The 17,716-nt window shown below is 48.2% G+C and carries 3 protein-coding genes; all 3 read left to right on the forward strand.

Annotated features, from left to right (window positions below):
• Window positions 1–99: 99 nt before the first annotated feature.
• The 3 genes from ACO6VG_RS24025 (at window position 100) to ACO6VG_RS24035 (ending at window position 17,616) form a co-directional block, all read left to right on the forward strand.
• Window positions 100–6,576: a hypothetical protein gene (locus tag ACO6VG_RS24025; protein ID WP_422475989.1), complete on the forward strand. Its 6,477-nt coding sequence runs from the start codon at window positions 100–102 to the stop codon at window positions 6,574–6,576.
• 87 nt (window positions 6,577–6,663) lie between these two features.
• Window positions 6,664–11,979, forward strand: coding sequence for a hypothetical protein (locus ACO6VG_RS24030; protein ID WP_422475991.1), 5,316 nt, complete (start codon window positions 6,664–6,666; stop codon window positions 11,977–11,979).
• Between the two features lie 123 nt (window positions 11,980–12,102).
• The gene (locus tag ACO6VG_RS24035; RefSeq protein WP_422475993.1) at window positions 12,103–17,616 is read left to right on the forward strand and encodes a hypothetical protein; all 5,514 of its coding nucleotides are present in this window, start codon (window positions 12,103–12,105) and stop codon (window positions 17,614–17,616) included.
• The last annotated feature ends 100 nt before the right edge of the window (window positions 17,617–17,716 follow it).

Raw genomic sequence — 17,716 nt, forward strand, 5'->3', positions numbered from 1 at the left:
TAAGTGATTGACAGCCATAAGCGATTGGGAGTTGTCATTTCGTTTGCCGTAGCAATCACTTTTTACAGTAATAAAAATACTCAGCTTCGAGGTAATAGAATGAGAAATATCCGCCCCAATGCATTAAGCCTAGCCGTGGCCGTTGCCATCAGCTCTTCCATCATTGCTACAGAGGCACTGGCCAATCGCAGGCTGCAGACAAGATCTGTTGATATTTCGGACAGTGAACAGGTGGAGTTTATCCGTAGCGAGGTCATTGTTAAGCCAACGTTGGATGATGACTCGCAGCCAATACCCAAATCCTTTACCACCACCTTCCCTGATCAGACTGAAATCAGAGCGGGCTATGACATTCCTTCTGAAGGCTTCACAGACGTTCTTTCCGGCATCGAGGGTGGCGTTGCCATTGTTGATCAGTTTGAGACAGACGAGAATGACGTTGCCCGGAAGTACACCAAAATCCTCAAGGTGGGTAATAAGGGGGTCTTCAGGTTTACCCATAACCTTGCAGAAGAGAAACTGCTCATCGAAGTCAGAGACAGTATGACCCGTCAGGATTCAATTCAGGCTGTTCGCAGTCAATCAGGGGTCGCCTGGGCATTGGAACCCTTTACCGGAATGGCCAGCCCCGGTCATCTGGTGGGAGTGCTGAGAGGTGCGCATGAAAGAGCAGGAAACCCAGGCGAAGCCGATAACTATGTTGCCCTTGCCACCCTTGAAGTAGACAAGATTGAGGTGGACGGGCGCACCTTCATGCGCCTTATCGCCGCAGGCGACCGGCCTCCTGAGCTGCAGCGTCTGGGTCAGTCACTTTTTGTTGATGAAGAGCCGCTTTTGGTAGCGGCCACCACTGCCTATACCCGGGTGCATGTTCTCGGGAAAGATATACAACAGAGAAACCTGGAAGATCTGCTGTCAGACCATAAACCCATCGGCTATGTTGTACACGTCGAGGATGAGACACAGGTTTATCCTGTCCCTGATGGTTATCCAAAACTGGAAGTGACTGACACTCCGGGGGATGTTGTTGTTTTCCGTGGTCAGAAACAGAACCCCAGCGATATGGCTCTTGTGGAACGCCTCTATATGGTCTTTTGGGGAGGAGGCGGTGATGATCATAAGACAACTGCACGGGTTAAAAAAGACAAGGTCAAAAGCTACCGGCACATCATTCGAAACATTCAGATGACAATACTGGAGGATTTAGCTGCAAAACACGATACCGGACTCAACTTCGGTGAAGAGTACGATGATAGTGTGGTCGAGCTTGAATACTATGAAAATCTTCTGCATGCACTGGCCAGTGCTACTTCATATGGATCAGAGGAAGTTGAATTCAAATTCAAACACGTTGAATTCACTTCGGCGTACATCTCGCCAACCTGGGTGCATATTCAACTGTTAAGACACTTCGGCTTCAGACCTGTACTTAGAAATCTTCTGACTAACCAGCACTTTGTTCAGGATATTCATGAAACTTCACTCTTTCCCAACAGTCATTATGGTGCTCCCAACAATGAACCTTTTAGTGACTCTTCTGGCCATGACGAAGGCTTTGAACCCAAAGTCATTGGCGACTTTATCGGGCAGCTGCTGGAGATGGAAAGCGAGCTGGAGAAGCTCAGGACAATAGAGGCCGTGCTGGTAAAACAAAGTGAATTGAGAATGGAGGAACTAAATCAGTATGTTGAGGATCAGCTTGCGGAGGTTCATGGCAAGATAAATGCTCTGGTAACCCAGATAGAGACGCTGCAACGGGATGTCGATCAAATTCCATTGCTAAAAAAACAAGTTCATGATGCCAGAACAGATGCCACAAAAGCTCGCAACACGCAAACGGCAACAGAGCTTGGTATTGATAACTGGGATGATACCCAGCCTCTGGAAGAGCAAGCCAGACTCATCAGCAAAAGAATTAATGAAATTTACGGATTGGTCGCCGCAACAACAGAGTTTCAAAAACAAGCTCTGGAAGAATCGCAACAAAGCACCAGCTCAGAGGCCAAAAAAACAGCACACATCAAAGCCCGTTATGCAAACATGGCCTTACATTTGAACATTCCGGATTTTGATATCAATGCAGCTGTCGACGATCAGGAAAAATGCCTGCTTGAAAAACTTATGGCAATGCACGCTCAACAGGCAGTTCAACGTCAACAAATTAAGACAATGGGTGATCAACTCGATATACAGCAGGCTTTCATCAAGGCGACAAAAGCCGTTCTGGCTGAGACTCTTGGTATAGATCTGGAAGACCTAACCAACCTGGAATCAATGCTGCATAACAAACTCTTCGATCTTTCAAAGCTGGAAAATGAACTGAAAGACATCAGAACACCAGGCCACCCCAAAGTCTTGCCTGAAGTATTCGAGACACTTCTTGCCGTGGAAAGCGCTCTGGAGGAAGACCCCCTCCCCGAAGAGGAAGATGTGTATTTCCATCGTCAGGCCATTTCTGAAAAAATGCGGGCACACATCGGAGCAATCGGAGAGCAGTCAGAGGAAGAAGCCCTGGCCATACTGCAATCCCTGGAACGATTACTCAACATCGAAATCAATCAAGGTGATAACAAAGCAGCAAGACTGAATAGGGTTCGTGCCAGATTTGATGGCGGTGATATCTCGAATCACGTGCTGGATCAGATGGACAAGATCCTGTTATGGGAAGGTGAAAGACCAGACGTGGTGCGAGATCTGAAAGAAGATCTGGAGAGAGGTCTGCTGGAGACGGATCAGGTGCTCTCAGGTATTCGTCACGGTATTACCTTTAAAATCGAACAATCGGATCAGCGCGCCAGAATACGACAGGAAGAGTATCTTATTGCTCTGGAGCAGAAGCTAAATATCGACCTTTATAAAAACCCTGCTGCTAAAGAAAGAGGCAAAACTTTCATAACTAAACTGGCCAGTGATCTGCAGGTAGGGTTTGAAGACGATGCCGACCTGTCTCACCAGAAGAAGGTTCTGAGAAACAAAATTCAGGAATTACGGATAAAAGTAGTCGCAAAATATAGCGATGAAGCCGTCAAAAGAACCTTAAACCATCAGATTGCAGGTCAACTCAATATGAAGGACTATGAGGATCATGTCGGCACAGACGAACAGAACAGTCTGATTAAGGCAAAACTTGAACAGCTGGATGATGAACTTTTCAGAGCAGGTCTGCCTGACCTTAATGAGCGTATTGCAGCCATTGAGAATGAGCTTGACAGGCAAATGGCTCGCCTGGAACCTAAACCCCGATACGTTCTTGATCGTGAGGTAGCCACAGCCAGGCGAGCATTAGAAGAAGCTGAAACTGAGCACGAAGCTATTTTTCAAAAAAAAGTGGGTAGCCTTTCTGATCTCCGGTATATCCCGGATGAAGAAACGCCCCTCAATCTGGCATTGAAACAATTTCAGATCGGCCTGGGTCTGTCTGCAGGTGACAAGCAAACCGATCAGGAGCGAAAAAGGGACATCGTAAATAACCTGCTGGAATACAGTGTAGAAGCACGAGCTGAAATCATTAAGGAACTGGAAGCCAAAACAAATCTGAATGTCTGGATACAATGCTACCCCGATTCGGTGGAAGCAACTTTTTCTATTCAAACCTATCCAGTGCCTGGTCGGGACGCAACGGTTGAAGACGATAGAGCGTGGGGTGGGCTGCCTTTTACCCGTGAAAAGTACAGTCAGGTCACGGAATTCCTGCTTGAGCACGACAAGAAAGCTACGGATTTAGCCAATGCGATGACTGCAGAGGTTATTGCACGAGAGACTCTGGCTCGTAAAGAACAGGAGCTGTTCGAATCAGGAGACGTCAATGAGAAGTCTGCAACCTCAAACAAGATCGACATGGATCCGCTGAATTCAGACCTGAATGATAAAAGTGAAACGGTATCAAATGCAAAACAATACCTGGAGGATCATGACGCGCTTCTTGAACCCACTGAAATATCCCTCGGTCTTAAACCAGGCACTTCTGACAGCAGAGAGCAACGGATTAATGCCCTGAGAGACAAACAGTTACAACTGGGCGGTAATGATGGCACTGGCGGAAAAATCGGGCAACTGCTTCAGCAAGAAGCCCGAGAGGCAGCTGAAAATGCAGACTGGATAGCAAAAATTGCAGCCTCCAGAGCAGAGGTTGAGAGAATGGAAAAAGTCCTGAAGGCTGCCGAAGAAGCCGTCAAAAATTCTGGCGAACCCTTCCAGTACACACCGAAACAGGCAAAAGTTCTGAAAGCTATACACACATTCACTGATCAGCACTTCCTTAAAAAACAAGCCCTGGAAGCAGCGATGGGTCTGGCAGAATCAGCAGTAGAAAGCGGTAACACAATACCCTGCCTCAAGACTTTCGATTTTAACGATGAATTTGCACCGATTCGCTTGCAGGCATTGGCCGGAGACCAACTGACGTTTAAGCAGGCCAGTCATATTGTGGAAGTTTTCAAGAGCCTGGAGACGATCTTCCGGAAACGTCCCTTCAAGCTTGCGGAGTATCAATTTCGGAAAGCCATTGAAAAAGTTCAGATTCTGGTGCAAAGGGCCAGGAATGAGATAAAAACCGCATCTCAGCAATACGACGACGAAATTCATGGCATAAGCTCAGCGGGCGTTCTCTTTGTCGAGCATGTATCCGAGAACCAGAAAAGCTTCTCGAAATTCTGCGCTACCGGTTTTGCCGGTGCTAAAAAGATCAGAGCTATGCTGCGTGAAGGCCTGATCAAAAATGTTGAACTTGAAAACTACATAAAGGCCGTCAGAGGTGTCAAAGGTTATCAGATATCGGATAAATTTGAGTACTTCCTTGGTTATAAACTGGGCGTAGGGCTGTTTGAATTCAGGCATGTTGTCCGGATGCTGACCAATGAGGATGCTGAGGCGTTCATCAAGAATATCTTTGCTTCAGTGACCGGGACGGCAGGCATTTCCGAGCATCAGCCGTGGCACCTGAAAAGCTTACCGGAATACTTCGCCAGCCATTCTGCCAGTGCTAACAAAATCATGGCTTTGCTCCGTGATGGCCTGATCAGCAAGGTTGAACTTGAAAACTACATGAAGGCTGTCAGAGGTGTCGACGGTTATGAGACAGTGGCTGAATTTGAGTACTTCCTTGGTTATAAACACGGGGTCAGGGTGCCTGAGTTCAGGAAGGTTGTCCAGATGCTGTCCGATGAGAGTGCCGAGGCATTCATGTACAGTGTCTTTGCTCCTGTGACAGTAACGGCAACAGGCCCGGCGGGTATGAAAGAGTCGGTCGTCGGCATGAAGGAATATGCAGCCGCAGTCATCGCCAACTACGTGCTTGACGATATTGCCTTTGAAAACGGCCGCAGGACGGCAGCCTTCCTGACTAATATTCAGGACACCCTGACACCCTATGCCAGTGCTGTCGGTCTGTCTGAATCAGAACTGATCAAGGCTGTCCATGACACCCTGATGCAGGCTCATGCCGCAGCAGTTGAGTGGCAGCTAAAGGAATACTGGGTCAAACCTTCAGCCTTCCTGGTACAGGCGGTCACCTGGTACTTCTCCAGCTACAAACCGCTACTGGCGACTCACACCGTCTCGCAGGCCACCGCTCAGTCCCTCTCGAATATGTCGTACCTCTATCTGCTGGACCTGACCAACAGGGGGGATTATCTGCACAGAATGCTCACACCTTTTCAGCACTGGCTGGAACGCTACCGTGTTGATCTTGAGCGAACCGGGCAATATGCCTACCACAGTGGCATTGAACAAATCTCTGAAGTGGGCGGACTGGCCATGCCATTGGGTAAAGCTGCGTCCTCTGTCATTCTGTTGAAAACCGGCTCTGCGCTGTTTGCCAGACAGCACAATGCTAACCCACATAAGTATCGCAGCATTGTTCGTCTGGTGCCCGAATTGGTGAAGTCCATGGGGTCCGGACAAGGGATTCAAGTACCGCTGCTGCACAGAGCGACGCCACAAAAAGTGAAAACTCTGGCTTCTGCCACCGCCGGTCTGGTGCTGGGGCCGGTAGCTACTGTTGGAGCATACGCCCACGGCCTTATATCCGGGTTCACCTATGCTCAAACCTTCGGATTCGCACTGGCGTCAAGTCTCACTTTCGACTTTTTTATGAACGACAACAAGATGCTCACTCAGTGGCTGGGTGGACCTCTGGGCCGGAGTCTTGACAAGATTAATCGCTGGACAGGCGTGGGGGAAACGGACGATGAGTATTTGCAACGTACCGCCATTGCTTCGCCTCAGGGCTTCAGTGAAACCGATGAAGAATACGCTAGTCGTGTTAAAGCAAACAACACCCTGTATGGCTGGACTCGACACGAAAATTATCTGCAGTTCCGTGAACGCCGTGATCGCACCATAAAGCTGTTTGAGAATGGCTGGGAGAAATACTTCAGGGAAAAACTGCCCAAATGGTCATTCTCCCACGCAGAAAGTATTCCTTACTTCTACACTCTTGGAGCCCTTTACGAATCGCAAAAGAGCGATGATCAAAACGTTCACGGTCATGATACGAGAAATGCCTCTCAATCAAGCTTTCCACTGCAACCTCAGCAGACCACTGTGGCTGGTGAACCTTTCAGCTTGCCGGAATAGCCATGAGCGATTTTAAAAGTTGCTTCCCCGCACGGTGAAGCAACCTCTTTTCACGGCAATAAAAACACTCAGCTCTGAGGTAGTAGAATGACAACTGCTCCCCTCAATGCATTTAGCCTGGCAGTGGCCGTAGCAATCAGCTCTTCCATCCTTGCTACACAGGCGCTGGCCGATCGCAGGCTGCAGACAAAATCTGTCGATGTTTCGAGCATCAGTCATGAGGAGTTTACTCATAGTGAGGTTATGGTTCGGCCAACTTTAGGTCATGACCAGCAGCCAATACCTAAATCCTTTACAACCACTTACCCCGATCAGACTCAGGCAAGAGCGGGCTATGAGGTTCCTTCTGAAGGCTTTACGGATGTTCTTTCCGGCATTGAGGGTGGTGTTTCCAGTGTTGATCTGTTTGAAACCGACGAAAATGACGTTGCTCAGAAATACACCAAAATCCTGAAGGTGGTTGATGAAGGGATCTTCAGGTTCACCCATAACCTTGAAGAATATGAACTGGTCATTGAAGTCAGAGGCGGTATGACCGACCAGGATTCAATTGCGGCAGTTCGTTCTCAATCAGGCAATATCCAACCATTAGAACCCTTAACGAAAGTCGCCAGTCCCGAGCAATTGGCCGCAGTGCTGAGAGCTGCCCATGGCAGAGCTGGAAACCTTGGCGCAAGCGATAACTATGTTTCCCTTGCCACCATTGAAGTAAAAAAAGTTGCAGTGAACGGGCGCACCTTCATGCGTCTTATTGCTTCGGGCGATCAGCCCCCTGAACTCCAGCGTCTGGGGCAATCGCTGTTTGTCAATGATGAGGCGCTTTTGGCAGCAGCCACTTCTGCTTATGCTCAGGTTCATATTCTGGGGGAAGATTTACAACATAAAGCTCTCAACAAACTGTTGTCGTACCATAAACCCGTCGGCTATATCGTACACGTTGAGGATGACAGGCAGGTTTACCCGGTGCCTATCGGTTATCCAAAACTGGAAGTGACTGAAGCTTCGGGGGAGAAGATTGTTTTCCGTGGTCAGAAGGAGAATCCGACCGAGATCGCCGTTGTAAGAGGACTCTATGAGCACTGGTATGAACCTGTTTTTTATGCCGACCCTCCCCCTGATGTATCAACACAGGTAAAAAAAGACAAGGTCAAAAGCTACCTGTACGTCACTCGAAACAGGCAGATGGAATTGCTCGAGGCCATGGCTGCAAATCCCGGTGCTGAATTTAACGAAATAGTGCTGGAGCTTCAACTGTGTATGCTTGCATACTATGAATCTCTCCAGCAGGCATTGATCAGTGCCAGTCCGGATAATGGCGATGAATTTGAATTAACGTTAGGACACATCAGAGTCGCTTCGTCGCTCATCACGCCATTCTGGATCTATGATCATCTCCTGAAAAACTTCGGCTTCAACCCCATACTCAGAAATATTCTGAGTAACCCGCACTTAGTTAAGAATATTCAGAAAGAGATCCCCGATATCAGCGATAACTACCGGGCGCAGGTCGCTAATCCCGGTGAAGACGAACAGTTTGCCTCAAAAGTCATCAACGACATGTCACTCAGGCAGCGGGTTGAATTTGACTGCGCACTGGCAGAAAAACAGGCAAAAGAGGCACAACTCGCCGAGCTAAACGAAAAATTAAAAATTCATGACACCCACCAGGCGGAGGCCGTAACAGAACAGTTTGACGAAGTGGCTGAAAAAGAAGTTGCAGGCAAAGCCCGATTTGCAAACATTGAGAATTTTGATAGCAATGAGGATATTGACGTTCCGCAAGAGCTTCTGCTTCTGAAATACAAGGCATTGAATGAGCAAGAAGGACAACTGATTCGCAGTCTTCAGGCAGCGAAGGCTCAGATCAATTTAGTAGATTCTCAAATCAGTGCCAGAAAAGTTGCTCTGAAAAAAGAACTGGATGACATCAGAACACCAGACTATCCCAGGATCAGGTCTGAAGTCATTGAGACACTGAGTGCCGTGCACAAAGCTCTGAAAATGCCTGATTTTGATCAAAACGACGATGTCTATCTTCATCGTCAGTACATTTCTGAAGACATCCAGAAATATATCAAAGACGCCAGACAGAGGGCAGAGGAAGAGGCCCGGGACATGCTGGATGTGGTTGAAAAAGAACTCAACATCAAAGCCAATGAAGAGGATTACAGTAAAACAAGACTCACCAGGATTGTTAAAGTACTTAACAAGGGTGATCTCTCAAACAGGATACTGGACAGAATTTTGTTTGGGATAGAAACCATTATCTTGTACCGTGAACGCAGAATGCTGGACATGAAGGATCTCAAACTCATCAAGCTTCATGCGAACCTTCACTATAAAGCCGAAAACCCCGACCCGAATAAGCCTGCCAGAAAACAACGGGCCGACCTGCTGGAAGCCGCAGAAAAAGCACTCAACCTAAAAAGCTATGAAGAGGACGGCCAGATAGCAAGACTTGCCCGGGTTCATGCAATACTTGACAGCGAAGATCTTCCTGAACACTTGCTGGATCAGATAGATCAGGCCCTGTGGCAAGAAGAAAGCACAGCCCTGAACAAGAAGGATCTCAGAATCAGGAAGCTTTGTGCAATTCTTAACTATAAAGTCGAAGATTCGTACCTTGATAAGCAAGTCAAAAAACGACAGACAGGTCTGCTTCAAGCTGTAGAGAAAAAGCTGTACATCCATCCTCGTGAAAATCTTGCTGCCTGGGAAAGAGGCAAGGCTTTCACTGCTAAACTGGCCCGAGATCTGAATGTAGCATTTGCAGAGGATGACAGCCTTGCTGAACAGAGTGAGGCACTAAGAGAAAAAATTGAGGCATTAATAGAAGAGCTATACCAGACCGGCGACGACGAAGGTGTCAGAAGAGCCAGAAACAATGACATGGCTTATCAACTCAACATTGAGGATTATGAAGAAGATGCCATTATCGACGACCAGAACAGTCTGATTGAAAAAAAACTCGGACAGCTGGATGAAGCAGTTATGAATGCAGGTCTGCCTGACGTTAACGAGCGCATTGCAGCCATTGAGAATGAGCTTGACTGGCAAATGGCTCAAATGGGTCCTAAACCCAGATACGTTCTTGATCGAGAGGTAGCCACTGCCAAACGGGAGATAGAAGACGCTATAGCTGAGCTAGAGACAGTTTATCGCAGGCTGGCTGCTCATGGTCACAATGAAGTCGATAACGCATCGGGTGAACTGCCGTTAGCCAGAAAAAAATACGTTCAGATCTCAGAATTCCTGCGTGAGCACGACAGGGAAGGTATGGATGAAACCGATGCAATACCTGGAGGGGCTGCTGCACCAGCAAATCAGGAATCAACCCGTCTGAAAGGTGAGATTGAAACCAGAAAAGCAAACATTGAGAGAATGAGGGAAGTCCTCAGGGCTGCAGAGAAAGCCGTCGAAAATGACGGCGGTTCCTTCCAGTACACGCCGGAACAGGCAGAAGTTCGGGCCGCTATGGAAGCCTTCATACAGCAGCACCCTTTCATGCAACAAGCTCTGGAAGCCGGAATAGCTCTGGCAGAGTCAGCGGCAAAAAGCGGTAAGGTAATACGCGACATTACAACTTTCGATTTTGGCGATGAATTTGCACCGATTCGCTTGCAGGCAATGGCCGGAGACAATCTGATGTTTAATCAGGCCAGTCGGATTGTGGCAATCTTCAAGAGCCTGAGGACGAAAGTCGATTGGCATCAGGGTGCCCTGATAGAAATCCAGAGACTGGTGTACAAGGCCAGAAATGAGATCGGCAAAGGCGCTCAACAATACGACGACGAAATTCGTGGTATGGGAAAAAGAGCCATTCACTTCATTGAGCATGAACCGGAGGACCTCAAAAGCTTCTCTGAATACTTCGCTACCCGTTCTGCCAGTGGTAACAAAATCATGGTTTTGCTTCGTGAAGGCCTGATCAGCAAGGTTGAACTTGAAAACTATATGAAGACCGTCAGAGGTGTCGGCGGTTATCAGACAGTGGCTGAATTTGAGCACTTCCTTGGTAATAAACACGGCGTCAAGGTGCCTGAATTCAGGAAGGTTGTCCAGATGCTGTCCGATGAGAGTGCCGAGGCATTCATGCAAAGTGTCTTTGCTCCTGTGACCGTAACGGCAACAGGCCCGGCGGGTATGAAAGAGTCGATTGTCGGCATGAAGGAGTACGCAGCCGCAGTCGTCGCCAACTACGTGCTTGACGATATTGCCTTTGAAAATGGCCGCAGGACGGCAGCCTTCCTGACTAATATTCAGGACACCCTCACACCTTATGCCAGTGCTGCCGGCCTGTCTGAATCAGACCTGATCAAGGCTATCCATGACACCCTGATGCAGGCTCATGCCGCAACAGTTGAGTGGCAGCTAAAGGAATACTGGGTCAAACCTTCAGCCTTCCTGGTACAGGCTGTCACCTGGTACTTTTCCAGCTACAAACCGCTACTGGCGACTCACACTGTCTCGCAGGCTAACGCGCTGTCCCTCTCGAACATGTCGTACCTCTATCTGCTGGACCTTACCAACAGGGGGGATTATCTGCACAGAATGCTGACACCTTTCCAGCACTGGCTGGAACGCTATAGTGTTGATCTTGACCGAACCGGGCAATATGCCTACCACAGGGGTATTGAACAAATCTCTGAAGTGGGCGGACTGGCCATGCCATTGGGCAAAGCCGCGTCCTCAGTCATTCTGCTGAAAACCGGCTCTATGCTGTTTGCCAGACAGGTCAACGCCAACCCACACAGGTATCGCAGCATTGTCCGTCTGGTGCCCGAAATAGTGAAGTCCATGGGGTCCGGACAAGGGATTCAGGTAGCGCTGCTGCACAGGGCGACGCCACAAAAAGTGAAAACTCTGGCTTCTGCCACCGCCGGACTCGTGCTGGGTCCGGTAGCTACTGTTGGAGCATACGCTCATAGTCTTATATCTGGATTCACCTACGCTCAAACCTTCGGATTCGCACTGGCGTCGAGTCTCGCTTTCGACTTTTTTATGAACGACAACAAGATGCTCACTCAATGGCTGGGTGGACCTCTTGGACGTAGTCTTGACAAAATTAATCGCTGGCGGGGCGTGGGTGAAACGGACGATGAGTATTTGCAACGTACCGCTATTGCTTTGCCACAAGGCTTTAGTGAAACGGATGAAGAATACGCTAGTCGTGTTAAAGCAAACAACAGTATGTATGGCTGGACTCGACACGAAAATTATCTGCAGTTTCGTGAACGCCGTGATCGCACCATGAAACTGTTTGACAATGGTTGGGAAAAATACTTCAGGGAAAATGTACCTAAATGGTCGTTCTCCCATGCAGAAAGCGTCACTTACTCCTACACTCTGGGTGCCTTCTATGAGTGGCAAAAGGGCGATATTCAGAAAGTTCATGATCATTAAGAGAAATATTTCTACCTGCAATCGTGGCCCTCTGACGGCCACGAGCGATTAAAAGTCGCTTCTTCGCCTGCAATGGCAATCACAGCTCACCGTTATAAAAATTCTCAGCTCTGAGGTAGTAGAATGAGTAAGTTTTGTCCCAATGCATTAAGCCTTGCAGTGGCTGTTGCGATCAGTTCTTTCATCATTAGTACCCAGACACTGGCCGATCGCAGGCTGCAGACAAAAGCTGTCGATATTAAAGACAATGAACATGTGGAGTTTACCCAGAGTGAGATCATTGTTCGGCCAACGTTAGGTGATGACCAGCAGCCAATACCCGGATCTTTTACGACCACCTACTCTTATTACACTGATGTCAGTGCAGGCTATGCCATGCCGGCTAAAAGTTTTATAGGTTTTGCTTCTCATTTCTGTGGGGGTGTTTCCAGTGTTGATCTGTTTGAAACAGGCGAAAATGACGTTGCTCAGAAATACACCAAAGTCCTGAAGCTGGGTGATGAGGAAATCTTCAGGTTTACCCATAATCTTGAAGAAAAAGAACTGGTCATTGAAGTCAGAAGCGGAATGACCGATCCGGATTCAGTTGCGGCTGTCCGTTTTCAATTGACTGGCATGGAATCATTGGAACCGTTAACGAAAATCGCCAGATCCGCGCAACTGCTCTGGCTGCTGGAAGGTGCTGAGAAGAGAGCGGGAAACCTGGGCAAAAGTGATCACTATGTTACCCTGGCCAGCATTGAAGTAGACAAGGTTTTAGTGGGTGGGCGTACCTTCATGCGTCTTGTCTCAGGGGGTGATCGGCCACCTGAACTGAAGCGTCTGGGCCATTCACTCTTTGTCAATGATGATGCTCTCCTGGCAGCAGCGACTTCTGCCTATATCCAGGTTCATGTCCTGGGAGAAGCGTTACAACAGCAAGCTCTTAATGAACTGCTGGCACACAACAAACCCGTTGGCTACGTTGTACACGTCAAGGATGGCTCACGGGCTTATCCTGTGCCTGTGGGTTATCCGAAGCTGGAAGTAGCAGAAGCTCCGGGGGAGGTGATTGTTTTCCATGGTCAGAGGCTGAATCCGGATGATGTCGTTTTTGTAGAAAAGCTCTATGACCTATGGCAGGAAGCTGAGGGTCCCCTACCCTCCCCTGCAGTATTAACAAAAGTTAAAACCCATCAGGTCAGAGCCTACCAGTACGTCATTCGAAGCAGGCAGATGACAGTGCTGGAGGAGTTTGCTGCACGGCAGAATGCTGTATTCAATCAGGATCAACCGACGACACTTTCAAACAATGATAAACGGGCGATGCGTGCGCTTGCATTCTATGAATCTCTCGATCAGGCATTGGTCAGTGCCACTCCAGATAAAAAACATAGAATAAGGGAGTTTGAAGTCACACTGGAAGACCTCAGAGTCGCTTCGTCGTTCATTACACCCATCTGGATGCACAATCAACTTGAAAAACATTTCGGCTTCAAACCCGTACTCAGAGATCTTCTGACTAATCAGAATTTTGTTCAGAAGATTGTCGATCATATACCCGTTGTCGTCAAATTAAAGACTGACGGTTTATACGACGACGAACAGTTTGTTTCCAAAGTTCTGGGTGAAAGGGCCAGACAGATGGCTGAGATGTTCAGCAAGCTGGATGAACTATATAGTGCAGAAGCCGAGCTCCTCGTGCTCAAATATAAATTAGAGATTGAATCGGATAGAGCCGATGCCAGTGATGAGAAAAAACTGGAATGGCAACAAATTTATCAGAAAGTTAAGGCTAAACATGCATGGACTCTTGCTAAGCTGCAAGATCAGAAAACTCTGGTAAAGACACTTATGCAGGAGGTCAGGCAATTCCCTCTGCTGGAACAACAAGTTTCTAATGCCAATTTAAAAGCCATAAATGCTCGCCATTCTAAAATAGCAAAAAAACTTGGCATGGATGACTGGGATGACACCCAACCAGAAGTTGAACAAGTCGAAAACCTCTTGAAGAAAATTGATGATATCTGCGATCCGGCTTCCATTAAAAGTCAGCTCGCCCCAATCAACAAAGCTGATCTGCAAGCCCGCCACCAGACCCAACACCTTCAGCAACAGAGCACCAGAAAAGAGGCTGACAGCGAAGCTGAAATAAAAGCCCGTTATGCAACCCTCGCTATTCATTTAAACATTAAGGATTTTGATAACAACGCAGACATTGACGTTCAGGAAGACCATCTGCTTCAGAGAATTGAGTCACTGACTGCTGAAATACAGCATGCTTATAGACTGAATGACGAACAAAAACACCTGCTTAACAAACTGCAGTCAACGAATGCTCAACTCAACCCCATTCAAGAAAGTTTGCTTCAGAAAATCCAGACACTGAATGATGATGGCGATATGAAAAAACCTGACGTCAAATTCATGCAAGACGGTATCGCAGCGATTTTGCGTATCGTAATGAGTAAAGACGACTCATTGGCAAAACACATTCCACAGATAGAAGCAATGCATCAGAGTCTTGCAGATTTGAAACAGGAACTGGAAGACATCAGAACACCAGGCCACCCCAGAGCCATGCCGTTAGTCCTTGAGAAACTGGCTGCCGTGGAAAAAGCCCTGGAGATGGATGACCTCAATAGCAAGGGCGATGTCTATTACCGTCGTGGCGCCATTTCCGAGGCAATTCAGACATCTATCACAAAGGCCAGGCAGGCGGCAGAGAAAGAGGCCCTGGAGATACTGGAAGAATTAGAAGAAGCAGTCAACATAAAAGCCAATGAAGGTGATGACAACACAGAAAGAGTTGACAGGATTCGTGCCAGGCTTAAGGACGATGAAATCACTGAAAAAACGCTGAAAGGTAATTCCATCTGGGAAGATGCTATGTACCAAATAAGAGGAGTAAAAGTCGAGGGAATTGATGGGACTCTCGCCTTTTTTGTCGAAGAAGTGGATGAGCGAGCCATAGAAGAACAGAAAGAGATACTTAGAGCTGTAGAGAACAAGCTGAACATCGACATCAGGGAAAACACTGCTGCTATAGAAAGAGGCAAGCATTTCGTTGCTAAACTGGCCGATGATCTGAAACTGGAATTAAAAAAAGATACCAGCCTGGATGACCAGAAGAATGCCGTGAGAGAAAAAATCCGGGCATTAAGGGACATAGTAGAAGGCTTCTGTGACAATAGAGGTTCCAGAAAAGATACAAACAATGAAATTGCTCGTCCACTCAACATCGAGGGTTATGAAGAAGATGAAGATCTCATCTACCAGCAAAGTCTGATTGGACTAAAACTCCGAGAGCTGAATGATGAAGTTTACCTTGCCGGTCAGCCTACCGTTAATGAGCGTATCGCAGCCATAGAAGATGAGCTTGACAAGCACATGGCTCACCTGGGACCTAAACCCCGATTCGTTCTTGATCGTGAGCTAGCCAGAGCCAGTCGGGTAATAGAAGAAGCTGAAAGTGAGCTGGAAACTGCTCATCAAAAACTGGAGGCTATGTTACAACCGGACGGTGATGACAGTACTGGCAGCAAGACCCGGGAACAGGCCCGTCTGAAAGCTGAGATTGAAGTCAGGAAAGCAGACATTGAGAGAATGAAAGATGCCCTTGAGGCAGCCGGGAGAGCCGTCGAAAATGATGACGGCCCCTTCCAGTACACGCCGGAGCAGGCAGAAGTTCTGGACGCTATCCACACCTTCACGCAGCAGCACTCACTCAAGAAACAGGCCCTGGAAGCCGCCATGGGTCTGGCAGAATTAGCCCTGCAAAGCGGTGAGGCCATACCCGACTTTACGACTTTCGATTTTGGCGAAGAATTTGCGCCGGTTCACCTGCGGGCATTGGTCGGAGACGCTCTGACCTTTGATCAGGCCAATCGGATTGTGAAAATTTTCAAGAGTCTGAAGAAGACCTTCCCGGCCCCCCTTTTTGAGCCTTTGGAAAATCAGCCTTCGAATGTCCTGAAAATAATCCAGCAGCTGGTAAACAGCGCCAGGCATGAGCTGCAAAGCGGAGCTAAACAATACGACGACGAAATTCACGGCATGGCCAAAACAGCCATTCACTACGTCAACTATGAACCGGGAGACCTGAACAGCTTCCCGGACTACCTGGCTGCCCGCTATGCCAGTGCTAACAGGATCATCGCTCTGCTGCGTGAAGGTCTGATCAGCAAGGTTGAACTCGAGAACTACATGAAGGCCGTCAGAGGTGTCGATGGTTATCAGACAGTGGATGAATTTGAACATTTCCTGGGCTACAAACACCGCATCAATTTGCCTCACTTCAATAGCATTATCCAGATGCTGTCCGACAGAGGTGCTGAGGAATTCATGCAGATGGCCTTTAACCCTGTGCCCCTCACTGCCACTGGCCCGGCGGGTATGAAAGAATCTGTTGCCGACATGAAAGAGTATGCAGCTGCAGTCATCGCCAACTATGTTCTTGATGATATTGCTTTTGACAATGGCCGCAGAACGGCAGCATTTCTGGGCAATATTCAGGAAACCCTGACACCTTACGCCAATGCCGCTGGCCTGCCTGAGTCAGACCTGATCAAAGCTATCCACAACACATTAATACAGGCTCACACCACAGCAGTTGAACGACAGCTGTCGGATTACTGGGTCAAACCGTCCGCCTTCCTGGTACAGGCTGTGACCTGGTATTACTCCAGCTACAAACCGCTACTGGCGACCCATACAACCTTGCAGGCTGCCGAGCAGTCTCTTTCAAACATGTCGTTCCTCTATCTTCTGGATCTGACCAACAGGGGTGATTACCTGCACCGGATGCTGACACCTTTCCGGCAGTGGCTAGAACACTTCAGTGTTGATCCTGACCGAACCGGGCAATATGCCTGCCACAATGGCATTGAACAAATCGCTGAAGTGGGCGGGCTGGCCATGCCATTGGGTAAAGCCGCGTCCTCAGTCATTCTATTGAAAACCGGCTCTATGTTATTTGCCCGACAGCACAATGCCAATCCTCATAGTTATCGCAGCATTTCCCGGCTGGTGCCGGAAATAGTGAAATCCATGGGTTCAGGACAGGGAGTTCAGATACCGCTGCTGCACAGGATGACTCCACAAAAAGTGAAAACCCTGGCTTCAGCCACCACCGGCCTGGTACTGGGTCCGGTCGCCACTGTCGGAGCATACGTCCACGGACTTATATCTGGGTTCACCTATGCACAAACCTTCGGATTCGCCCTGGCGTCTAGTCTCACTTTCGACTTTTTTATGAACGACAACAAAATGCTCACTCAATGGCTGGGCGGGCCTCTGGGCCGGAGTCTTGACAAGATTAATCGCTGGACAGGCCTGGGGGAGACGCAAGATAGATATTTGCAACGTACGGCTATTGCTTCACCTCAAGGCTTCAGTGAAACCGATGAAGCCTATGCAAACCGTGTAAAGACCAACAACACGATACCTGGCTGGACTCGACAGGAAAATTATCTGCAGTTCCGCGAACGCCGTGATCGCACCATGAAACTGTTTGACAATGGCTGGGAGCAATACTTCATGGAAAATGTCCCCAGATGGTCATTCTCCCATGCAGAAAGTATTCCTTACTTCTACACTCTTGGAGCTTTTTACGGTTTGCAAAAGGGCGATGATCAGAGAGTTCACGGTCATAATTAGAGAAGTGCCTCTCAATTAAGCCTTCCACCTGCAACCCTGGCAGACCAACATGACAGGTCTGGTGAACGTTTCATGCCGGAACAGGAATGAGCGATTTTAA

Origin of the sequence: Endozoicomonas sp. ALB032, from assembly GCF_049310125.1 — a bacterium.
Classification (GTDB): domain Bacteria; phylum Pseudomonadota; class Gammaproteobacteria; order Pseudomonadales; family Endozoicomonadaceae; genus Endozoicomonas_A.

Coding starts and splice junctions, on each gene's coding strand:
- ACO6VG_RS24030 (WP_422475991.1), top strand. CDS start 6,664: ATGACAACTGCTCCCCTCAATGCATTTAGCCTGGCAGTGGCCGTAGCA.
- ACO6VG_RS24025 (WP_422475989.1), top strand. CDS start 100: ATGAGAAATATCCGCCCCAATGCATTAAGCCTAGCCGTGGCCGTTGCC.
- ACO6VG_RS24035 (WP_422475993.1), top strand. CDS start 12,103: ATGAGTAAGTTTTGTCCCAATGCATTAAGCCTTGCAGTGGCTGTTGCG.